The organism is Planctomycetota bacterium, assembly GCA_016125255.1.
Classification (GTDB): domain Bacteria; phylum Planctomycetota; class Phycisphaerae; order Phycisphaerales; family Zrk34; genus RI-421.
On the sequence record WGMD01000007.1, the window covers coordinates 138,319 to 159,542 of the forward strand.

The window sequence follows — 21,224 nt, forward strand, 5'->3', positions numbered from 1 at the left end:
GCGAGCCGGGGCGAGTTCGCCGGGGCGAAGGTCGAAGATGTGGACACGTTCTGGGCGGACCTGAAAAAGAAAGTCAGCGGCAAGAGCGATGACGCGGCCGCGGCGCCCGCACCGAGCGGCGGAGATAAGCCCAGCTATGCGTTCGTGACGAACGGCGTGGCGAACTTCTGGACGATCGGCAAGGCGGGCGTGGACAAGGCGGGGGCGGACCTGAACGTCAACGTCACGACGATCATGCCCAGCGGCATCACCGATCAGACCCGCCGCGTCGAGGACCTTCTGACCCGCGGAATCGACGGTCTGTCCATCAGCGCGATCAACCCCGAGAATCAGGGCGAAGTGCTCAGCAAGGCGGCGGAAAAGACGAACCTCATCAGCGTCGACTCCGACGCCCCCAATTCCAGCCGGCTCGTCTACATCGGCATGGACAACTATCAGGCCGGGATGATCTGCGGCAAGCTGACGCGCGACGCCCTGCCGGACGGCGGGAAGATCATGATCTTCATCGGCCGGCTCGATCAGGACAATGCGCAGCGCCGGCGGCAGGGATGCATCGACGGGATCCTCGGCCGCGAACCCGATCCCTCGCGCCGCGACGACCCGGGCGCGGTGCTGACCAGCGATGACGGCAAGTTCATCATCCTCGGCACGATGACCGACAACTTCGACCGCGCCAAGGCGAAGGCCAACGCTGAGGACGCCCTGACGCGCAATCCCGACATCGCCGCGATGGTGGGCCTCTTTGAGTACAACCCGCCCTTGATCATGGAAGCCCTCGACCGCGCCGGCCGGCTGGGCAAGTGACATGAGCGAAGCGGCCCGGCTCCAGCTTTCCGGCATCACCAAGCGCTTTCCCGGCGTGCGGGCGCTGCACAATGTGTCATTGACGCTCGGGCCCGGCGAAGTACTGGCACTGATCGGCGAGAACGGGGCGGGCAAAAGCACGCTGATGAAAATCCTCGCCGGCGTACAGAAGCCCGACGCGGGCGCGATGACGATCGACGGGCAGCGCGTCGAGTTCAACCATGTCGATGACGCCCTGTCGGCGGGCGTGTCGCTGATCCATCAGGAATTGAATCTGGCGGACAATCTGGATGTCGGAGCCAACATTTTTCTGGGGCGCGAGCCGATGAAGATGGGCCTCATCGACAAGAAGAAGATCGCCCGCGACGCCCGCAAATATCTGGACATGGTCGGGCTCGACATCGACCCGCGGACGATCGTCAGCACGCTGACGATCGGTCGCCAGCAGCTTGTCGAAATCGCCAAGGCGCTGTCGACGAACGCGCGGATACTGATCATGGACGAGCCGACGTCGTCGCTGAGCACGCACGAGACGCTGACGCTTTTCAAGGTGGTCAAGGATCTGCGGACGCGCGGCGTGAGCGTGATCTATATTTCGCATCGCTTGGGGGAAGTCTGCGAACTGGCGGATCGCGTCACCGTGCTGCGCGATGGGGAGAACGCCGGCGACCTGGACCGCGGCGAAATCAGTCACGACCGGATGGTGCGGCTGATGGTGGGAAGGGACGTGAGCCAGTTTTATCATCGCGAGCCGCACGAACCGGGCGAGGCGGTGCTGCGCGTCGAGCACCTGCGGACACCGGCGCACCCGGCTCACGCGCTGAGCTTCGAGGTGCGTGCGGGCGAGATCGTCGGCATGGCGGGGCTGGTCGGCGCGGGGCGGACGGAGATGATCGAAACGCTTTTCGGCGTGACCCCGGCCGTCGGCGGGTCGATCCGGATGGGCGGGCGATCGGTCGCCATTGAAAGCCCGATCGACGCCATCGCGTCGGGGATGGCGCTGGTGCCGGAGGATCGCAAGCAATGCGGGCTGGTGCTGGAGATGGCGGTTCGGACGAATTTGTCGCTGGCATCGCTCAAGCGTGATGCGAAGCGCGGTTTCCTGAACCGCGGCGCCGAAGGCGCGATCAGCCGGCGCATGATCGAGGCGATGCGGATCAAGACGCCGCACGATCGGCAGATGGTGCAGTATCTTTCGGGGGGCAATCAGCAGAAGGTGGTGCTGGGCAAATGGCTGGCGATGCGGCCGCGGCTACTGATCCTCGACGAGCCGACGCGCGGGATCGATGTCGGAGCGAAGGAGGAGATCTACAAGCTGATGCACGATCTGGCCGGTCAGGGCACGGCGATTCTGTTCGTGTCGAGCGAGATGGAGGAAGTGCTGAGTCTGTCGGATCGGACGCTCGTCATGCACGAAGGCCGGCTCACCGGCGAACTGAAGCGCGAGGAACTGAGCGAGGAAGCGGTGATGCATCTTGCGACGGGCGAAACCAAAGCGGCTTAAATCATGAAGAAACTTCTCGGCATTCTCGGCCTGCTCCTTGCGATCTGTCTGTACACCGCCGTATGCAGCGATCGATTTCTTTTGGTGGGCAACATTCAGAACCTCGTGCACCGCACGGCCCTGTTCGGCATCCTTTCGATCGGCGCGGCGTTCGTCATCATCACCGGCGGCATCGATCTGTCGATCGGGTCGATGGTCTGTCTCGTCGGCGTGACGCTGCCGTGGCTGCTCACACAGCATGGCTGGAGCGTCTGGACCGCGGTGCCGCTGGTGATGGGATTGTCCGTCGTCATCGGCTTGTTTCACGGCCTGCTCGTCACGCGCATGCGGCTCCAACCGTTCATCGTCACCCTCTGCGGCCTGCTCATCTACCGCGGCATCGCCCGCGGGATGACCAGCGATCAGTCGCAGGGATTCGCCCTGGGTTTCAAGGGACTCCGCTCCATCGCCACCGGCCATCTGCCGATCTTCGGCACCGGCGCCGGCGTTTTCGAGCTGCCCGCCACCACGTTCACGCTCATCATCGTCGCCATCATCGCGGCGATCTTCCTCAACAAGACGATCTACGGCCGATACCTGCTGGCGCTGGGCCGCAACGAACAGGCGGCGCGCTACTCGGGCATTCCCACCGAACGCATGATCCTGCTGGCGTATGTCATCTGCTCGACGCTGGCGGGGCTGGGCGGAATGCTGTTCGTGCTGGACATCAACGCGGCGCAGCCCAGCGACTTCGGCAACTTCTATGAACTGTACGCCATCGCCGCCGCCGTGCTCGGCGGATGCTCCCTGCGCGGCGGGGAGGGGTCGATCCTCGGCGTCCTCATCGGGTCGGCCGTCATGGTCGTCCTCTCGAACATGATCAACCTTGTGCACCCCAACTATCAGAACGTCGAGTTCGCCATCATCGGCTTCGTGATTCTGGCGGGCGTGATCGTCGATGAGGTGGTCAAGCGTTTCGCGGCCCGTCGCCGAGCGGTGCGGCAGGCGCAGGCGGCGGAGCGCGGCGAAGGGTGATCGACGATGCTCAGGCCCCATCGCACGGCGATGCCGCTATGATGAGCTCTGACCCGACGAGGAAGCAGCCATGTCACGCATGTCCAAGCGGATGATTCAGTTGCTGGCGATCGCACTGCTGGCCGGCCTCGCGCCGGCGGGCGAGCCGGTCAAGCTGTTCAACGGACATGACACAAGCGGGTGGAAGACCAAGCCGCACCGCAAGAACGCGTCGCACTGGGTCGTCGGCTCCGCGAGCATCGACACGAAGGACCCGCGCGAGCTGGCGGTGGACCCCAAGGGGAATGAACTCATCAACGCCCCCGGCTACGGGCAGGACCTTTACACCGAACAGTCCTTCGGCGACTGCACGGTCGAGCTCGACGTCATGGTCCCCCGCGGGTCCAACTCGGGCATCTACCTGATGGGCGAATACGAAGTGCAGGTCCTCGACAGCTTCGATCAGCAGGACCACCCGGGCGTCGGCGACATGGGCGCGATCTACGGCATCCGTCCGCCGACGCATCCCAAGTACAAACAGCCCGGCGAATGGAACCACTTCGTCATCGAATTCAAAGCCCCCCGCTTCGACGCCGCCGGCAACAAGACGAGCAACGCCCTCTTCCTCCGCGTCACGCTCAACGGTCAGACCATCCACGAAAACGTCGAAGCCCCCGGTCCGACCACCAGCGCCCTGACCGGCAAGGAATCGCCCGCCGGCCCGCTCATGCTCCAGGGCGACCACGGCGCCGTCTCCTTCCGCAACATCATCATCACCCCCCGCTGACGGATCACGGTGCGGAACGCTTGTGTCGATAGACCCAAACGCGATCCGAGGAGCGGCTGTGTACGACGAAGGCATCGAGCCGGGGATCGAAGTAGCCCATGTGCCCGCCGTATTGACCCGCCGGAATCGCCGGGCCGTTCGGCTCGATCAGCTCCCATTGGAGCGTCGCGGCGTCGAGGGCTGCGAGCTTTAATTCTTTGCCTTGCCCATCCGGCGCGAACGCCAGCAGAAACACATCGCCGACCGGGTCGTAGGCGAAGATCGAGTGCGCATCGTGGCCGAAGATGCGCTCGTCCGTGCTGACTTTCGACCATGCGTCGGCGGCGAAGTCGTACATGAACGTGTCATGCTCAATAACCGCGACAAGCCGGCGGCGCTTGGGGTCGTAGGCCATCTGCTGCTCCGACCGCGGGGCGAGGTGGTCGGCGAACGCCAGGTCCTCGATCGAGCGCCCGCCGTTGGGATGCATCTGCGTCCAGCGATTCGTCGTCATGTCCAAAAGCCACATCGCATGATCGTGCGGGCTGACGTTCTGAGCGGCGACGTACCAGACGCAGCGCTGTTGATCCGGCAGATAAGTCAGCGATCCGCCCATGCCGCGCAGGTCCGGCCGGGGCTCGTCGGCCGCCGCCATCCGTTGATGAAGCCATCGGCGCTGAACCGGATCGAAGGACCAGAGCGGCGTGTAGCGCGGATCGAGCTGCGCCTGCACATGGTCGATGGTTTGATGCGTGAAATACGCCTGCGTGGCGGGCTGCGCCGCCGGGTCCGCGCCCATGGCCCAGACCATCCGCTTGGCGATCGGGTCGTAGCAGAAGCCGTCCCATGTATGAATCGGCATGATCGGCCCGCCGCGGCGCGTGGCGAGTTGGCCGTCGCTGAGCGTGACATTCTCGCTCCACCATTTCCGATACGCTTCGATCTCGCCGCGCTGCTTGTCGGTCAGCGGCTCGTCGGGATTGCGAACAAGATTGCGCGAAGTCAGAAAGTAAGCCGCCTTGTGGTCGCCCGCGTTGCCGCCGTCGGGTTCGTAAAGCAGCCGCCATGTATTGGCGCCGAGGTGGTATTCCCAGACGTCGTTCATGCGATGTGGAACCTGATGATTCCCGCCGGCGTAGAGGGCGGTGCGGCGCTCGGGGGCGTAGACCATCTTGTTGCAGTAATCGCGCTGGCCCGGGCCGCGTTTGTCCATGTAGTGATCGACGAAAACCTTGTAGTCGGGCGTCTGCTCGAAGCCCGGGGGCAGGACGACGGTGACGGGATCGAGCAAAGCGGAGCTGTGGTCGCCCAGCGCCTGGAGCGTCGCCATCACCGCCGGGTCGTCCGCCGGCGGCGCCTCGTCCGCCCGCCCGGCGCCCGCAAACATCAGGAACGCGACATGGCACACGATCACCGCCCCGCTCCATCGGACGGAGCGGGACTGCCGATTGATTGGGATGGAGTAGTGGGTCATAACACCCCCGGCAGGACTCGAACCTGCGACCTGCCGCTTAGAAGGCGGCTGCTCTATCCAGCTGAGCTACGGGGGCAGCGGGACTTGGAATGTGGTCCATCATACGATCGTCGATGCGATGCGGACAGCTTGGATGAAGAAGCACGCCGCGAGCGGGCTCGTTAAACGGGGGGAACGGCAAACGCTTGACAAACCGGCCCCAGCGTCCAATGATACCCCTCGCTGACTGACGGCCAGGTAGCTCAGTTGGTAGAGCACCGCACTGAAAATGCGGGTGTCGGCGGTTCAAGTCCGCCCCTGGCCATTGCAAACCGCGGCCCGCGCCGCGGTTTTATCATTGGGGCCAGATCAGGCGCACCGTGAAACCCGCCGGGAGCTGTTCGTCGGCGTTGTCGATGGTGAACACGCAGCGGAACGTCTGGCTCGCCGAGTCGATGACGGGTTCGACGGTCTTGAGCTTGCCGGTGAGCGTCTTGCCCACCGGCGCTTCGGCCAGCAGCTTGTACGCCCGGCCGCGCTCGAGCTTGCCGAAGATCTCCACCGGCAAAAACATCTGCGCCTCCAGCGAGGACAAATCCACCATCGTCAGCACGGTGTCGCGATTGGTCACCGACGCCCCCGCTTCGACGTGCTTGCGGATGACCAGCGCATCGAACGGCGCGGTCAAGGCGTAGCGCGAGAGCCGGGTCTGTTCGAGCTTGACGTTCTCCTCGGCGAGCCGCTTCTGCATCGTCGCCGCGTCGAGGGCCGCCTGCGTCGCATCGACCTGAAGCTGCGAGCGGCGGACTTCCCATTCCTGGGCCGACCCGCTTTTGGCAAGGTCCTTCATCCGGTCAAGCTGGATGTTGTTCTCGGCGAGCAAAAGGGTCTGGCGGCGGATTTCCGAATCGTCCTCGGAGCGGAGGCGGGCGCCGAGGACGACGACTTTCTGGATGGCGTCGTCCATGCGGGCGACGGGCTGGCCGGCCTTGACGTGGTCGCCTTCCTCGACGGTGATTTCCGAAAGGATGCCGTCCATGGGGGCGTTGAGGGACACCTGCTTGGCGGGCATGACCAGCCCCCGGAGCCGCTCATCGTCGGGCCGGAGGGTCGTTTCGCGCTTATCGGTCGCACTCTGGGCGTACAAGGCGCCGACCCAGCCGACCGATACCACTAAGAGAATCGCCAGGCCGGTCCGTGTCTGGGAAGCGGAGGCCGGTACAATGTTTGACATGGGCATCCGAAGCGCTCCTAATGGGGAGTTTGCGGTCCATCTGCGAGTATAGTCTTTCATGAGCCAGGCGGTGAATCAAATCCAACGGCTGGTGCAGGCGGCCCTGCACGAGTTTGAGACGCTGGCCGCCAGCGAGGAACAGCCGTCCAAAGTGCTCGGCGGGATGCTGGCGGCGATGTGCCGCGCGACGAGCGCCGAAGGCGCCGTCGCATGGATGCACGACAAGCGGCACGACGCCTACATGCCCACCGCCCGCGCGGGTCAGGGTTCGGCTCTGGCGTTCGCGCAGGACGGCGGGCTGCTCGATCCGGTCATCGCGGCGGTGACGGAGGCGGCCCGGCAGAACAAGCCGATCATCGCCGCCCCCGACCAGCGCGAATTCGCCGGAACGGAGCTGGCGCCGACGACGCAGTTCTATGTGCCGATGGATGCGGCCGGTCGCGTCATGGGCATCGTGCAGATCATCTACACCGCCGAGGTCGATCCCAAAAGCTATCGCCAGTACGTCGCCTTCACTCAGCAGGGCGCTCGCGCCGCGGGCATGTACCTGGGCCGGCGGCAGACGCAGGTCCTCGCCGAGGAATCCGCCTCGCAGGCCGCCATGCTCGCCGTCGTGCAGCAGATGGTCTGCCTCGACAAGCCGCACGATCAGGTGCATGAACTGGCCAACGCCGCGCGGCCGGTGCTTGAATCGCAGCGCGTCGCCGTCGTCGGATACTGGTGCAACAAAAGCGAAGTGGCGTTCAGCGATGTGATCGAGCTCAACCGAAAGGCCGTGCTCGTCCGCGCCGCGGAGATGCTCGCCGACACCGCCCGGCACCGGCAGGTCCCGATGACCTTCCGCAAGGGCGAACAGCTCGATGATGACGATCAGTCACTGGCTCCGCTGCTCGATGACCTCTTCGGGCTTGGGGCGGCGGAGGCGGTGTGTCTGACGCTGATTCGTTGCGAGGATCGCATCGTGGGCGTGATGCTCGCCGAGTACGCGACCGCCGACGAAGCCGCGCGTCACGGGTCCACGCAGCAGTCGCTCTGCCAGCACGCCGGGGCGATCCTCGATCGGTCGATCACCACGTACTACCGCCCGCTCCGCCGCGTCGGCACATTGCTCGCCAAAATCCGCGACAAACCCGTCAGTTCCGCCATGATCGCCGCGGGCATCGTCGCCGGCGTCGCGCTGGTCATCTACCTGACCGTCTTCATGCAGGTCGCGCTTTATGTCCGCGCCGACGCGCGGCTCGAACCGGCGCACCTCATGGTCCTCTCCGCCCCGCAGGAAGGTCAGGTCAAAAACGTCCTTGTCAAAACCGGTCAGCCCGTCCACGCCGGCGATGTGCTCGTCGAACTGGACGCTACGGAGGTGAACCTGAAGCTGACGGAGGTGACGAAGGCCATCGACGCCGAGCGCGTCAAGCTTCAGACCGCCCGCGCGAAAAACGATGTGCCCGAAGTGCTCAGCTCCGGCCTGAAGATCGAGCAGCTCCTGATCCGCCAGAAGTCCCTGACACGCGAAAAGGACCTCACGCAGGTCCGCTCGCTCATCGACGGCGTCGTCCTGACCGAACGCCCGCATCAGATCGAAGGCATGAGCGTGGCGACGGGCGATGCGCTTCTGCACGTGGCGGACCTGAGCCATTTCGATCTGGTGATGGAAGTGCATGAGGAGGACCTGGCGCTGATCGAAGAGCGCCTGCGCGACGGCACGCCGGTCGAGGCGTCGTTCCTGTCGCGCCCCTGGCCCGACCTGATTCAGCACGCGACGATCAAAGACCTCTCCGCGCTCGCGCCGACGAGCGGACCCGACGAGCGGGGCAAACAGCACATCTTCAAAGTCATCGTGCCGATGGAGCTAAAGGGCATGAGCCCGCAGCTTGTCCTGGCGAATCCGACGGGGCGCGCGAAGCTGGATGTGGGCACGTCGAATCTGATGTACCGTTACGGGCGACGCGTGTGGCGCTTCCTTGAAATGACGCTGTTTTTCTAAGGGAGCGAGCGATGGCCAACAAGCGCGTCCGGCGCTCCGATCTTGAAGCGGCGCATTTTCAGCGGGACGAGTCGCCCTCGCAGATGGAGATGATCCGATCGCAGCCCCTGCCGGCGGCTCGCGCGGATCTTCAGATCAGCCCGCAGCTTTATCTGGGCAAGACCGTGTATGTCGTCAAGGACCCGGTCGGGCTCAACTATTTCCGCCTTCAACCGGCTGAGCATTACGTGCTCAAGCATCTGGACGGCAAGACCAGCGCGAAGGAATTGAGCGAGCAGGTCGCGCGCCGCTTCCCCGACACGCCCGCCGAGCCGGACGATGTGCTGAGCTTCTACAAGATGCTTCAAAGCACGGGGCTTCTGCTGGGCGAAGGGCTCACGCACGGCGCCCAGATTCGCGAGACGCGCAACAAGCTGCGCCGAAGCCGCATGTGGGCCACGATCAGCAACTTCCTGTTCATCAAGCTGCCGGTGATGGACCCGGACCGGATGCTCGATTGGATTTACGCGCATGTGTCGTGGCTGATGAACAAGTGGACGTGCTGTCTCGCCGGCGCGTTCATGACGATCAGCGCCATCGCCGCGGTGCTTCAGATCGAGCACGTCGGCGTGGCGTCGATGCCGCTCTTGAGTTGGCAGAATCTATTGATCATGAGCGGCGTGTTCTTCACCGTGAAGATCATTCACGAGTTCGGGCACGGGCTCGCCGCCAAGCATCGCGGGCTGGAGGTGCACGAGCTTGGCGCGCTGTTCATGGTGTTCATCCCGATGTTCTACATCGACGTGTCGGACGCATGGATGGTGCCCCGCCGGCGGGATCGGCTCTGGATCAACGCGGGGGGCGTGTTCATCGAGTTCATCTTCGCGTCGATCGCCGTCTGGGTCTGGCTCGCCACCGATTCGGGCATCGCCAACATCATCGCGCTGGACATCATGATCAGCGCCTCGGTCACGACGCTCGTCTTCAACGCCAATCCGCTGCTCCGCTACGACGGGTACTACTTCATGATGGACTGGCTTGAGATTCCCAATCTCAAGACGAAGGCGACGCAGTTCGTGAGCTATCTGGCGAAGCGGTACCTGCTGAAGATGGAGAACGAGACGCCCCCGCCGGAGGCCGCCGCCAAGCCGATCTTCATGCCGATCTACGCGGCGCTTTCCGGCGCGTACCGCGTGATGATCACGTTCGGCATCATCGTGCTGGTGTATCACATTCTCGACCCGTACGGGCTCGAAGCGATCGGCTCCGTACTGGGACTCATCGCGGTCGCGCTGATGGTCATTCTCCCGGCGGTGCAGGGCGTGCGCTTCCTCTGGACGCATCAGGCCAAGACGTGGCGGCGGCTGGGGCTGAGTCTGGCGATCGCGGGCGTCGTCGCGCTCCTGTTCGCCGGGATCGCGATGATCCCGATGGAGGAGACGGTCGAGCACGCCACGGTCGCCCTCGCCGCCGAACGCCAGCCGGTCTACGCCCCGCAGCCCGGGCGCGTCGTCGAGCTGTTCGTCCGGGCGGACATGCAGCTTAAAGCGGGCGACCCGATTGTTCGCCTCGAAGACGAGGGGCTGGCGGAGCAGGTCGATTCGCTGGAGCTGGACCGCAAGCTGGCGCAGCTTGAGATGGAGATCGCGCGGCAGACGAATCATGTCGAGGACATCACCGCCATCGCCGCCCGACTTGACGTCATCGACGAACATCTGGCCGATGTGAAAAAGAAGATCGACGACCTGACCGTCCGCGCCCCGATCGACGGGCGGCTCTACACGCTTACGCGCATGGAGGGCCTGCTCGGCTCGTACCTCAAACGCGGCGTGCAGATCGGCACCGTCATCGGCCAGGGCCCGCGCGAACTCGTCGTCGTCCTCCCGCAGGTCGATGCGTCCCTCGTCCGCTCCGGTCAGCCGGCACGGGTCCGCATGTGGGCCACCGCGGCGCATACCTATCACGGCGTCGTCCAACGACTCGGCGGACAGTTCATCCGCGAGATGCCCCACGAAGCACTCTCCAGCGCCACCGGCGGCGAAGTGGACACCGTGCAGGTCGATCGCTATAAAACCAGACCCGCGGACCCGTCGGTCCTGGCGAAGATCGCCCTCGACGCCCCCCCCGACGCCCCGCTCAACGACGGCATGATCGGACGAAGCAAAATCGTCATCGGACAGACCACCCTCGGCGCCATGGAATGGCGCAACGTCAAAAAGGCCCTGAGTCTGGACTGGTGGCTATAAGAAACGCGATTCGCAGTCAGAAGGCACACACTTACCGCAACCCCGTGAAAGGCGATTGAACATGGCCAAGGACACCCCCGAGACGCACGAGACCGTCACCAGCCCCGAAAACCAACAGGTGCAGATCCGCGTCGACGACGCCGGCGCCACCACGCACTACTCCTCCCTCGCGCACGTCACCAGCAGCGCCGAGGAAATCATCGTCAGCTTCTCGCAGGGCCTCCGCCCCTCCGGCCAGCAGAACGTGGGCCTGATGAAGATCGACGAACGCGTCATCATGAGCCCCTGGGCCGCCAAACGCCTCGCCCTCGCGCTGAGCCAGACCGTCCAGCGCTATGAACAGACCTACGGCGCCATCGAAGTCGACCCCCGCAAGCGCATGACCCTCGGCGCCGCCGGCTCGACCAGCACCGCCCGCTGATCAAACTCCGATTCCGGAACGCGCATGACCACCGTACGCTCCGCATTGCTGCTCATGGCGATCGCGTTGACGTGGTGGTTTTGTCATGCCGACACGTGGCTCGTCTGGCTGATCTTCACGGCCCCGTGCATTCGGCTGGCGGTGACGCGGACGGGGCGGTCGTTGGGCGTGTTCCTGGTCACGCTCGCCTTCGGGTCGGCGCTGGCGGTCAGTGCGCATATCGGAACGGTGCACATGCTCGGCGGATTCATTCGGCCGCTCGAACTGCTATGGTCCGCGTGGTTCTACACCGGCTGTTTCACCACGCTCGAAGGCCTCGATTGGGCGCTGACGAAGTTGCTGACGCGCGTGCGGCCGGCGGGGCTGCGCAGCGGGGTGCGACTGGCGATCATCGTCATGCTCGTGCTGCCGCTGGCGGTGAGCATCATCGAAACCGTGCATCCCAAAACCGGCTACACGCTGCCGGACTACGCGGCGGACCTGCACCCGACCGAGTTCGTCACGCCGTCGACGAATCATGTCCGCATACACGGCTACTACTTCGACCGCGGGCATGACACGACGATCATCATCGCGCATGGACTGGGCGCGCATGCGGAGAACTTCATGCCCTTCGCCACCGCCCTGCTGCCCGACGAGCCGATCAACAGCATGATCATCGACCTGCGGGCGCACGGCTACAGCGGCGGGCACACCGCCAGTTTCGGATACCACGAAACCGACGATGTGCTGGCGGCGTTGAACTGGCTGCGCCAGACGCATCCGCAGGCGGCGAAACGCATCATTTTCTACGGGTTTTCGATGGGCGCAGCGGCGGCGGTCCGCGCGGCGGAGCGGACGCCGGAGTGCATCGGCGTGATCCTCGATTCGGGATATGCGCGGCTGACGGAGATGGCGTGGATCATCGCCGGGGAGATTCCGCGGCCGTTCAACTACTACTGCTTCTACACCGCGGTGCCGACGGCTTCGGCGTTGTGTCAGGCGCCGTTGTGGACGCTCGCGCCGGTGGACACGGTGGCGAAGCTGCATGTGCCGGTGCATGTGGCGCACGGAGCGGCGGACACACTGATTCCCGTGAGTCAGGGACGCGAACTTCTCAAAGCACCGAACGTCACGGGAAGCATCGTGCCGGGCGGGACGCATACGAATCTTTCGTCCGCCGACCCGGCGTACTTCGTCAAACTCGGGCGTTTCGTCGAATTGCTGATGAGGCCCGCTTCGAGCGACGCCCCGTCAACCCCGCCGCAAGGACCGACCATCCAAGCGCGCTGACCGGTTCGGGCACCGAAGTGGTCATCCCGCCCGATGCTTCGTTGACGAACCCGGGATTCAAACCCGTGCCCTCGGCGAATGCATCGGCCGCATTAAGAATCGCAAACTGATCGGTGTAGTTGGAGCCGTCGATCATGCGCACAAGGGCCTGCCCCGTGGTGATGGTCATCGGCGTCTCGCCGGCGAATGCGCGCGGCGTGATCTGCGGCGTGCCTTTGGTCACATAGGTCACGGCATCAAGCACGCCCGTCACCGCGAGGACGACGGCGCCGGCGTTCCCCGCGACAAGTCCGGTGCTGTGATCATAAATGACCAGCGCGCGGGCCGCGCTGAAGGTCGCCGACAGGAACAGCGAACCCGACAATGGGCTAAAGCGCACATCCGACGGCGGCGACGCGACGGGCCAGGTCCCTTCATGCACGATGTACGTATCGGCGCCGGCGCGGGCGGTGAGCGTCGTGACGGACATGACGAGCCAGTTGCCGTTGGTGCTGGCGTTGAGGACGACGAAGTCGAACTTCGATCCCGCCGGCGCGAGCGGCGCGAAGATTTCCACGTACGCCGGGTACGTTCCGCCGGGCCCCGCATCGGCGCGGGTGAGCACTTCACTGACGCGCGCGACATATGCGGCCCGACCGACCGCCGGCCCAGCCAACAGCATCATCAAAATGACCCAGCCCGTTTTGTCTGACATGGCCGCTTTTTTTCTTGACGGGCATGATACAGAAGTGCCAGCATGCTGTCACCCCTCTTTTTCAGAACAAGTTGTCAGCCGCGGGCTTGTTGGCGCGACGAATCAGCCAGCGACACGCACGCACCGATTAAACCTTGCAAGCATCATCGAATATATTCTTGTCGCCTCGCGGGCAAGAGACGAAGGGCCGCGAGAAATATCGAGCGATGAGCGGTACCTCGTGATCAACACATCGATCTCATCGCGCCATGCCGATGATTTCGTGATAGTTGTCGCGGAAGAACTGCGTCCAGGCGAGGCGATCGTTGGTCTGCGCATCGGGGTCGCTCTTCCATCGCGCGGGCGAGCCGAGCAGCTCCTCCTGCGTGAACGGCAGGCGGTCGAAAAGCGTGATCATCGAATCGCGCCGCGCGGCATCCTTCTCCCTGCAGATCGCCATCCACGCCGTGCGCAGATCCTCATGCACATCCATCGCCATCGCGTGCAGCACCGTCGGCAGCACCATGAAATAGCTGGGCGTGCCCTCGGGTTTGGGTTTGGCGATCAGATACGGATTGACCTTGTCGGTCATCGACGCCATCTCGTCGGGCGTGTACATGTCGCGGCGGACGGGCGGACGGCGCAGCTCAAACTGCTCGGGTCCGTCGGGCTCGCCCCTGCGGTAGCACCAGAGGCGCTGGCCCTGCGTACTGAGCAGGAAGCGCACGAAATCGACGGCCAGTTCGCGATGCGGCGCCCCGCGCAGCACCGCCACCGGATCGGGCGTCACCACCGTCGCATCCGCCGGGGCGACGTAGCCCATGCGCTCCGCGCCGACGACCTGCGCCTGGTACCGGCCGTAAAAGTCGATGCACATCCCCGCCATCGCTTCGCCCTGGGACACATCGACGGGGACTTTGGACGAGCTGGCGGCGAAGTAGCGCGCATTGGCGCAGACGCGACGCAGCGTGCGCCAGCCGCGCTCCCAACCGTAGCGCTGCAGGATCGCGTCGTACGTCACGCGGATCGACCCCGAGTGCGACGGGTCCGCCAGCGCCACCAGCCGGAAGTATCGAAAGTCGTTCAGATCCGACCACGTCTGCGGCTCCGCAAGCCCCGCGTTCTTCAACAGGTCATTGTTGTACGCGATGCCGAAGCTCGAGAGCACCACGCCCCACCACATGCGGTCCTTGTCATAGAGCCGCACATCCGCGATCGTCGGATCGGGATACACCTCCGCGAGCATGGCGTCGTCGAAGTCCTCGGGGCTGATCGGCGAAAGCACGGTATGGGGCTTGCCGTCGCGCTTGACGCCGGGCTTGAGTGTGGAGTTGAAGAAGTAGTCGCCCCCGCCGAAGACCAGATCGTAGCCGGCGCCGTCGTCCATGCGATCGTGATCGAGGAGCGCGGCATACTCGGAAAGCAACTGGCGTTCGATGTCGCTTGTCCCGCCGATGGCGCGCCAGTCGATGACGACGCGCTTGCCGGTCTTGGCCTGGTGCCACTTGTCGAAAGCGCGTTCGATTTCGTAGCGGATCTGTTCGTTGTGCGGCGTGATGATGACGAGCTTGAGCGCCTCGGGGTCGACGGCGGCGCTGGTCGGATGAAGCACCAGCGGGACGCCGAGGATCAGCGCCAAGAGGCCGAGAATCACCAGCCGCGGGGTCCATTCGCTCATGTTCAATAGCGTATCAGAATCAACAGGAGCACGCCGCAACTTCGTGGCGTGCTCCTGTCGCAAGAAAAGCCGGAACGGGTCGGTGTGCATCAGCCCGCCCCGGCCGTACGCCCGCACATCCGGGTGCGAGCACAACGTTCGGGGCCGATCACTTATGGATCGCCACATTCTGGGCCGTCCCGCTCTGATACGTCACGGTGACCTTGGCGTCGGGCATGAGCACTTCGGCGGCGAGCGCGGGCTTGCCGTCGACGGTGTAGACGGTCTGCTCGTTGGTGCTCAGGCGCAGATCCTTGTCATTGTCGAGGCGAACGACGAACGAATGATTGCCGGCATCGACGCTGACGATCACGCCGCCGGCGACGATGGCGTGGTCCGAGTCGGCGCGCTCGATCGGCTGGTCCGCCTTCGGGGCGTCATCGGCGTAGACAAAGACGGGTGTCGAACACATCAGCGCAGCCAGCGCCATCGGTACAAGAGACAGCTTGCGGAACATGGTGTTGCTCCTTGCGATGAAATCCGACGTGTTCACCCGGGGCCGTCGCCGCACGCCGCGACGCGCATCGCCCTTGATGAAACCGGTCATGGATTGTGAAGGGGGATTACGGAGGATTCATGTGGGCGGCTCCGTGAAGGATGCCCTGCTGCGGTCCACCACTAGTACGAACGCCGCGAAAACGGGTTCGATGAAACCACGTTAATTCGGCCCAAATTGCTTCATATTGTGCGGCCGGTATGGATTGCGATCATGCGAGAATCGCATTGACCTGATCGCGGAACTCGATCGCCGCATCGCGCACGGCCGTCGTCCAGTCGGCGGCGTCCTTCTGGAACGCATAGGTGATCGAGCGGCTGGCGGTGATCAAGGCGCCTTGCCCATCGCTGTTGAAACACGCGCGGACGTCGTCGGCCGACCCGCCCTGCGCGCCGAAACCCGGCACGAGGAAAATCTGACGCGGCATGATCGAGCGCAGCTTCGCCGCATCGCCCGGCTTCGTTGCGCCCACGACCGCGCCCAGCAGACTGAATCCGCTTTCGCCCACATGCGCTTCGCCGAACTGTGCGATCAACGCGCCGACGGCCTCGGCGACGGTGCGTCCGTCTTTGAGGACGAGCGACTGGATGGCGTCGCCGCCGGGGTTGGACGTGCGCACCAGCGCAAAGACGCCTTTGCCATGTTGAGCGGCGACGTTGACGAAGGGTTCGACGCCGTCGCGCCCGAAGTAGCTGTTGATCGTGATCGAATCGGGGGCGGCGGCGTCATCGTCGCCGGGCGGATCAAGCAGCGCCGCGGCGGCGTAATGCTCGGCGGTGGACCCGATGTCGCCGCGCTTCACGTCGCCGACGACGAGCAGGTCCATCGACCGTGCCTCGGCGATGAGACTGTGGTACGCCTGCACGCCGTCGGGTCCGAAGCGCTCAAAGCACGCCGACTGAAACTTGACCGCCGGGACAAGCTCGGCGACGGCCTGAAGCACCTTCGTGACGAACTCGAAGATCGCATCCACGCAGGCCTCCGGGTCCGCCGGATCGACGGCTTTGCCCGGCAGACGTTCCACGACCGGATCGATCCCCACACAGACCGGCGCTCCCTTGCGCGCGACGGCCTCCAGCAATGTATCCGCAAAATGCGCCATGCCGGTAAGGTAGCGGGGAAACGCCAAATCCGAAACCCGAAACCCGAAGGAGGACCGACACGCGCCTCCTTTTCGAGTTTCAAGTTTCGGGTTTCGAGTTTGGCCCTCACCTTGAGGCCCCCCTCAAACGTGCTATCATGCTCGACCCGGTTCCGCGCGGGATCGGGTGAATTTCCCTTAGAAATGACACGGAATTTGATCATGAGCCGCATCTTTAATTTCTCCGCCGGTCCCTGCACGCTGCCCCTTGAAGTGCTCGAAGCCGCCAAGGCGCAGTTCGTCGATTTCAACGGTACGGGGATGAGTCTGATCGAGATGAGCCACCGCTCCAAGACGGTTGAAGCGGTGCATGATCGCGCCTTGGCGCTGGTCCGCGAAACGCTGAGTCTGCCGGCCAATTACCATGTGCTGTTCCTCGGGGCGGGCGCGACGTTCCAGTTCGCCATGGTCCCCCTGAACCTCCTGCACGGCGGGAAGTCGGCGGACTACACGCACTCGGGCGCCTGGGCCAAGAAAGCCATCGCCGACGCCAAGCTCATCGGCAAGGTCAACACCATCTTCGACGGCAAGGACAGCAACTACATGACCCTGCCGGACCCGAAGAACGTCCGCGCGTCGGCGGGCGTCGAATACCTGCATCTGACGAGCAACGAAACCATCGGCGGCGTCCAATGGAAGGACTTCCCCAGCGTCGACGTCCCGCTCGTTTCGGACATGAGCAGCGACATCATGAGCCGGCCCATCCCGATCGAGAAGTTCGGCCTGATCTACGCGGGGGCGCAGAAAAACATCGGGCCCGCCGGCGTGGCGCTGGTCATTATCCGTGATGACATGCTGGCCAAATGCCCGGGGAATCTGCCCAATTACATGAACTACGCGGAGCATGTGAGCAACAATTCGATGCTCAACACCCCGCCGGTCTTCCAGATCTGGATGATCCAGCTCGTGCTCGAATGGCTCAAAGGCAAGGGCGGGCTGGCGTGGGCGCAGGACATGGCGACCAAACGCAGCAAGATTCTTTATGACGCAATCAACAAGCACGCGGGCTACTACAAGTGCCCGGTCGATGAGCGGTATCGCTCGACGATGAACGTCGTCTGGCGCCTGCCCAGCGAGGAACTCGAAGGCAAGTTCTGCAAGGAAGCCACCGCGGCGGGTCTGGACGGCCTCAAGGGCCACCGCAGCGTCGGCGGCTGCCGCGCATCGATCTACAACGCCATGCCCATCGAAGGCGCCCAGGCCCTGGCGCAGTTCATGGACAACTTCGCGACCAAGAACGGCTGATGAACCCGCCGCGTCCGACACACCTGGACCTGGACAAAACCAAAGCGCTGACCGTGACCTGGACCGACGGCACGGTCAGCGTTTATCCCATCGCGTACCTGCGGAAAATGAGCCCCTCGGCGGAGATGAAAGTCCTCCGTGAACAGCAGGCGAGCAACCCGCTGACCGTCCTGCCCGACAAAATCGCCCGGGGCATGGAATCCGGCCCGCTGGCGGCGGTCGATGCGGAACTCGTCGGCAACTATGCGATCCGCATCCGGTTCTCGGATGGGCACGACACGGGCATCTATTCCTGGACTTACCTGCGCACGATCGATCCGGATCTGCGCGATCATCACATTTCCTGATGACCCCGCACTGGCGGTATCCGGACGCCCGGCGGCGTTTTGTACCACTCTGACGTGATGACATGCGCCAGATTGAGTCAATCCATTTTATCGAATTAACATGTAAGATGCTCTATTGTCATCATTTCAAATCAATCTCAAATTCGTGTCCATACGGCATGATGATTGCGTTGGGAAAGGTTGACATCAGGTTCATGCGCCCGCGATGCGGGGGCTTGTGATTTGGCACGGTCTGATCCGGCGGCCATTGGTCGCGCCGTGGTCGCGCGTGTCCTCACGGCCCGTCGTGTTGCGCGATGGCATGGCAATACCGGAGCCAGTTTGGCTCCGCGGATTGTTCCATGCGGGTTATTCTGTACCAGAATGGCCCGGGGCGAAATTCGTTGGCCCCGGTCGATGGGCGATATTTTGCGTGTTCGCAAAGCAAGCCAATTCAATGGCTTGTGAATTTATGCGCGCCGTGCCGAAGATTTGGCACGGCTTTCGCTCTACCTCCCCCGTCGGTCCAACGCAGACCGTGAGTTAAGAAGGAAAGCGCAACCATCCACCTCCACGAAAGGGAGAAAAAAGCCATGTGCTATCGGTCTATCACTACGTCTATGCGTCCGTTGTTTTTTGCTCTAGCCGTTGTGGCCATGAGCGTCACCGCCCACGCGAGCACGACGCTCTTTTCTGAAAACTTCAACGGGTACACCTCTTTCCCGGACCAGCGCCCCAACGGCGACATCGTCAACCTTGGCGTGCCCAAGGTGGCCGAAGGCGCGCAGCAGACCTGGTACGGCGCCCGCTTCATCAAGTACACGGGCCAGCCGAGCGTCGCCGACTCGCAGGCGGTTCAGAAGACCGGCGGCGGCGGCAACAACACGCCGACCGGACGCACCGAAGGCGGCGCCGCGATGCTCTTCAAGGTTGACACAACCGGTTACGAGAACATCACGCTCACCTTCGACTGGCGCACCTTCAATACCAGCAGCTCCAGCGCCGACCTGCTGAAGGTGGGCTACACCAAGCTCAACCTCACCAGCTATTTCGACTCGACGATGACCAATGACTTCTACGAAGACCTGAAGGTCGGCTCCAACACCACGACCAACAACAACGCCGTCCGCTCGTGGCTCAGCTCCAACTGGACGTTCAGCACGCTTGGCAACAACAACACGTTCCACTCCGCCACGATCAATCTGCCCAGCGACATGGGCGTCATCTGGGTCGCCTTCTTCATGGACGCCCAGGTCAACGAGTACGGCAAGTTCGACAACGTCGTCGTCAAGGGCGACCTGATTCCCCCGCCCCCGCCCGTCATCGGCGTCCCGACCCCCGCCGCTCTGCCGGCCGGACTGGCCCTGATGGGTCTGATCAATGGCCGCCGCCGCAAGGCCTGAGCACGCAACGCGATTCGGATTCAAAAACCCCGGCCAACGCCGGGGTTTTTTCATGTTTGGACCCGAGGGCCGATCTGCTATTCTGGCCCCATGATCGATCCGCCGCCGGTCCATGCGTTTTGCCTTGAGGTTCACGTCGATGCGTCGCACATCGATCCGCAGGGACATGCGTCCAATGTCTGCATCGTGTCGTGGATGAACGAGGCGGCGTGGCGGCACTCGGTGGCGCTGGGCTTCGACACGCCGGCGTACGAACGCGTCGGCGGGATGTTCGTCGTTCGGCGTCACGAAATCAACTACCACCACCCGGCTTACCTCGGCGACGTGCTGAGCTGTTACACGTGGCCCAGCGACATGGCCAAAGCGACGGCGGAGCGACGCCATCGCATCGTCCGCCGCTCCGACGGCCTGCTCATCGCCGACGGACTGAACATGTGGGCGTATCTGGATCGCAAGACGCTGCGCCCCACGCGCATCCCGCCCGAAGTGCGAGCCGCATTCGACGCGGCGAAGTTCAAGCGATGAACCGCCGTGACACGCAGACAGGGCGGAGACTGTGGGGCATGTTCCGACTTGGCCAATGACAAATGCCTGATGACCAATGCATTGGTCATTAGGCATCAGGCATTTGTCAATGGTCAATGAAAGGCGGAAATCCGTTCGACCGCCGCGGCTTGACGATCAGTCTTCATCCCCGGGCCAGCCCTGTTCGCCGACGAGGGGGACGAAGTGGCAGCCGAGGCCGTCGGTTTGATGGACTTTGCCGCGGCGTTTTTCGAGGGTCACGAGCGTCTGGTAGGTGCGGTCGCCGAGGGGGATGACCATGCGTCCGGGGTCGGCGAGCTGATCGATGAGCGCGGGCGGGGGCTTGGGCGCGCCGGCGGTGACGAGAATGCGGTCGAACGGGGCCAGGTCGGGCCAGCCCAGCGTGCCGTCGCCGAGGTGGATATGCACATTCGTCACGCCGAAGCTGTCAAGCCGATCGCGCGCGCCGTGGGCGAGACTTGCGTAGCGCTCGATTGTAAAGACCTCTGCGGCGAGTCGGGCGAGGATCATCGTCTGATAGCCCGAGCCGGTGCCGATCTCGAGCACGCGATGCGTCGGATCGACGCCGAGCGTCTGGGTCATGACGGCGACCATGTAGGGCTGACTGATGGTTTGATCATCAGTGGTCGGGAGAGCCGCATCGTCGTAGGCGCGGCGATGCAGGGACGGATCGAGAAAGACATGGCGCGGCACGGTGCGCATGGCGTCGAGCACGCGGGCGTTGACGATCCCGCGGGCCCGGAGCTGCGTATCGATCATGGACTGAGCCGCCTGACCGTATTCGGATTCATCGACCAGCAGTGACCCCATCGCCGCATTGTAACGCGCGGCCGGCGCCCGTTTGAGCTACAATGCCCGACCCATGACCGACGACGCGAAGCCAACCGTACGCACCGCACCGCAGGCGATGGTGCCTGAAGGTTCGATTCGAGAGACGCTCGAATCGATCGTCATCGCCTTCGTGCTGGCGTTCGTGTTCCGCGCGTTCGTGGTCGAGGCGTTCGTGATTCCGACGGGGTCG

Annotated in this window: 18 protein-coding genes and 2 tRNA genes; 12 read left to right on the plus strand and 8 right to left on the minus strand. The window is 63.9% G+C overall.

Annotation, left to right across the window (positions count from 1 at the left end):
- Window positions 1–805 precede the first annotated feature (805 nt).
- The 3 genes from GC162_08320 to GC162_08330 all read left to right on the plus strand — a co-directional run bounded on the left by GC162_08320 (window position 806) and on the right by GC162_08330 (window position 4,088).
- Entirely contained in the window at window positions 806–2,308 is a 1,503-nt protein-coding gene (locus GC162_08320; protein ID MBI1368644.1) for an ATP-binding cassette domain-containing protein, read from the plus strand.
- Window positions 2,309–3,322, plus strand: a complete 1,014-nt coding sequence (locus tag GC162_08325; protein MBI1368645.1) for an ABC transporter permease — start codon at window positions 2,309–2,311, stop codon at window positions 3,320–3,322.
- Window positions 3,323–3,401: 79 nt separating this feature from the next.
- Window positions 3,402–4,088, plus strand: a complete 687-nt coding sequence (locus tag GC162_08330; GenBank protein MBI1368646.1) for a DUF1080 domain-containing protein — start codon at window positions 3,402–3,404, stop codon at window positions 4,086–4,088.
- 4 nt (window positions 4,089–4,092) lie between these two features.
- On the opposite strand, the gene GC162_08335 is transcribed toward GC162_08330, so the two are convergent.
- Both GC162_08335 and GC162_08340 read right to left on the minus strand, forming a co-directional pair.
- Entirely contained in the window at window positions 4,093–5,541 is a 1,449-nt protein-coding gene (locus GC162_08335; protein ID MBI1368647.1) for a hypothetical protein, read from the minus strand.
- A gap of 2 nt (window positions 5,542–5,543) precedes the next feature.
- Window positions 5,544–5,617 (minus strand) — tRNA-Arg (locus GC162_08340).
- Window positions 5,618–5,772: 155 nt separating this feature from the next.
- Between GC162_08340 and GC162_08345 the strand changes: the two genes are divergently transcribed.
- Window positions 5,773–5,845: transfer RNA gene (locus GC162_08345), tRNA-Phe, on the plus strand.
- A 30-nt stretch (window positions 5,846–5,875) separates the two neighbouring features.
- Here the strand turns inward: GC162_08345 and GC162_08350 are convergent.
- Complete coding sequence (locus GC162_08350) at window positions 5,876–6,814, minus strand: efflux RND transporter periplasmic adaptor subunit (protein MBI1368648.1); 939 nt, start codon at window positions 6,812–6,814, stop codon at window positions 5,876–5,878.
- Here GC162_08350 and GC162_08355 point away from each other — a divergent pair.
- The 4 genes from GC162_08355 to GC162_08370 all read left to right on the plus strand — a co-directional run bounded on the left by GC162_08355 (window position 6,813) and on the right by GC162_08370 (window position 12,656).
- Complete coding sequence (locus GC162_08355) at window positions 6,813–8,738, plus strand: biotin/lipoyl-binding protein (protein ID MBI1368649.1); 1,926 nt, start codon at window positions 6,813–6,815, stop codon at window positions 8,736–8,738. The genes GC162_08350 and GC162_08355 overlap by 2 nt on opposite strands.
- 11 nt (window positions 8,739–8,749) lie before the next feature.
- Window positions 8,750–10,963: a biotin/lipoyl-binding protein gene (locus GC162_08360; protein ID MBI1368650.1), complete on the plus strand. Its 2,214-nt coding sequence runs from the start codon at window positions 8,750–8,752 to the stop codon at window positions 10,961–10,963.
- Between the two features lie 61 nt (window positions 10,964–11,024).
- Window positions 11,025–11,384, plus strand: a complete 360-nt coding sequence (locus GC162_08365; protein ID MBI1368651.1) for a DUF3467 domain-containing protein — start codon at window positions 11,025–11,027, stop codon at window positions 11,382–11,384.
- A gap of 24 nt (window positions 11,385–11,408) precedes the next feature.
- Window positions 11,409–12,656, plus strand: a complete 1,248-nt coding sequence (locus GC162_08370) for an alpha/beta fold hydrolase (protein ID MBI1368652.1) — start codon at window positions 11,409–11,411, stop codon at window positions 12,654–12,656.
- Here the strand turns inward: GC162_08370 and GC162_08375 are convergent.
- The 4 genes from GC162_08375 to pyrF all read right to left on the minus strand — a co-directional run bounded on the left by GC162_08375 (window position 12,562) and on the right by pyrF (window position 16,644).
- On the minus strand, window positions 12,562–13,350 hold the full coding sequence (locus tag GC162_08375; protein ID MBI1368653.1) for a hypothetical protein: 789 nt from the start codon (window positions 13,348–13,350) through the stop codon (window positions 12,562–12,564). The genes GC162_08370 and GC162_08375 overlap by 95 nt on opposite strands.
- A gap of 238 nt (window positions 13,351–13,588) precedes the next feature.
- Window positions 13,589–15,175, minus strand: a complete 1,587-nt coding sequence (locus tag GC162_08380) for an extracellular solute-binding protein (protein MBI1368654.1) — start codon at window positions 15,173–15,175, stop codon at window positions 13,589–13,591.
- Complete coding sequence (locus GC162_08385) at window positions 15,156–15,503, minus strand: hypothetical protein (protein MBI1368655.1); 348 nt, start codon at window positions 15,501–15,503, stop codon at window positions 15,156–15,158. Before GC162_08385 ends, GC162_08380 begins: the two co-directional genes overlap by 20 nt.
- Before the next feature lie 250 nt (window positions 15,504–15,753).
- Entirely contained in the window at window positions 15,754–16,644 is an 891-nt protein-coding gene (gene pyrF, locus GC162_08390) for an orotidine-5'-phosphate decarboxylase (GenBank protein ID MBI1368656.1), read from the minus strand.
- Between the two features lie 201 nt (window positions 16,645–16,845).
- Between pyrF and serC the strand changes: the two genes are divergently transcribed.
- The 4 genes from serC (at window position 16,846) to GC162_08410 (ending at window position 20,182) form a co-directional block, all read left to right on the plus strand.
- Window positions 16,846–17,928, plus strand: coding sequence for a 3-phosphoserine/phosphohydroxythreonine transaminase (gene serC, locus GC162_08395; GenBank protein MBI1368657.1), 1,083 nt, complete (start codon window positions 16,846–16,848; stop codon window positions 17,926–17,928).
- Window positions 17,928–18,275: a DUF971 domain-containing protein gene (locus GC162_08400; protein ID MBI1368658.1), complete on the plus strand. Its 348-nt coding sequence runs from the start codon at window positions 17,928–17,930 to the stop codon at window positions 18,273–18,275. The genes serC and GC162_08400 overlap by 1 nt, the downstream gene beginning before the upstream one ends.
- A 635-nt stretch (window positions 18,276–18,910) precedes the next feature.
- Complete coding sequence (locus GC162_08405; GenBank protein MBI1368659.1) at window positions 18,911–19,657, plus strand: hypothetical protein; 747 nt, start codon at window positions 18,911–18,913, stop codon at window positions 19,655–19,657.
- A gap of 90 nt (window positions 19,658–19,747) precedes the next feature.
- On the plus strand, window positions 19,748–20,182 hold the full coding sequence (locus GC162_08410) for an acyl-CoA thioesterase (protein MBI1368660.1): 435 nt from the start codon (window positions 19,748–19,750) through the stop codon (window positions 20,180–20,182).
- Between the two features lie 156 nt (window positions 20,183–20,338).
- Here the strand turns inward: GC162_08410 and GC162_08415 are convergent, their stop codons facing one another.
- Window positions 20,339–20,962, minus strand: a complete 624-nt coding sequence (locus tag GC162_08415; protein ID MBI1368661.1) for a protein-L-isoaspartate(D-aspartate) O-methyltransferase — start codon at window positions 20,960–20,962, stop codon at window positions 20,339–20,341.
- Window positions 20,963–21,224 lie beyond the last annotated feature (262 nt).

Coding starts and splice junctions, on each gene's coding strand:
- GC162_08360 (MBI1368650.1), top strand. CDS start 8,750: ATGGCCAACAAGCGCGTCCGGCGCTCCGATCTTGAAGCGGCGCATTTT.
- GC162_08380 (MBI1368654.1), bottom strand. CDS start 15,175: ATGTGGCGATCCATAAGTGATCGGCCCCGAACGTTGTGCTCGCACCCG.
- serC (MBI1368657.1), top strand. CDS start 16,846: ATGAGCCGCATCTTTAATTTCTCCGCCGGTCCCTGCACGCTGCCCCTT.
- GC162_08415 (MBI1368661.1), bottom strand. CDS start 20,962: ATGATCGATACGCAGCTCCGGGCCCGCGGGATCGTCAACGCCCGCGTG.
- GC162_08355 (MBI1368649.1), top strand. CDS start 6,813: ATGAGCCAGGCGGTGAATCAAATCCAACGGCTGGTGCAGGCGGCCCTG.
- GC162_08405 (MBI1368659.1), top strand. CDS start 18,911: ATGAGCGTCACCGCCCACGCGAGCACGACGCTCTTTTCTGAAAACTTC.
- GC162_08350 (MBI1368648.1), bottom strand. CDS start 6,814: ATGAAAGACTATACTCGCAGATGGACCGCAAACTCCCCATTAGGAGCG.
- GC162_08370 (MBI1368652.1), top strand. CDS start 11,409: ATGACCACCGTACGCTCCGCATTGCTGCTCATGGCGATCGCGTTGACG.
- GC162_08410 (MBI1368660.1), top strand. CDS start 19,748: ATGATCGATCCGCCGCCGGTCCATGCGTTTTGCCTTGAGGTTCACGTC.
- GC162_08330 (MBI1368646.1), top strand. CDS start 3,402: ATGTCCAAGCGGATGATTCAGTTGCTGGCGATCGCACTGCTGGCCGGC.
- GC162_08335 (MBI1368647.1), bottom strand. CDS start 5,541: ATGACCCACTACTCCATCCCAATCAATCGGCAGTCCCGCTCCGTCCGA.
- GC162_08375 (MBI1368653.1), bottom strand. CDS start 13,350: ATGTCAGACAAAACGGGCTGGGTCATTTTGATGATGCTGTTGGCTGGG.
- GC162_08320 (MBI1368644.1), top strand. CDS start 806: ATGAGCGAAGCGGCCCGGCTCCAGCTTTCCGGCATCACCAAGCGCTTT.
- GC162_08385 (MBI1368655.1), bottom strand. CDS start 15,503: ATGTTCCGCAAGCTGTCTCTTGTACCGATGGCGCTGGCTGCGCTGATG.
- GC162_08365 (MBI1368651.1), top strand. CDS start 11,025: ATGGCCAAGGACACCCCCGAGACGCACGAGACCGTCACCAGCCCCGAA.
- GC162_08400 (MBI1368658.1), top strand. CDS start 17,928: ATGAACCCGCCGCGTCCGACACACCTGGACCTGGACAAAACCAAAGCG.
- pyrF (MBI1368656.1), bottom strand. CDS start 16,644: ATGGCGCATTTTGCGGATACATTGCTGGAGGCCGTCGCGCGCAAGGGA.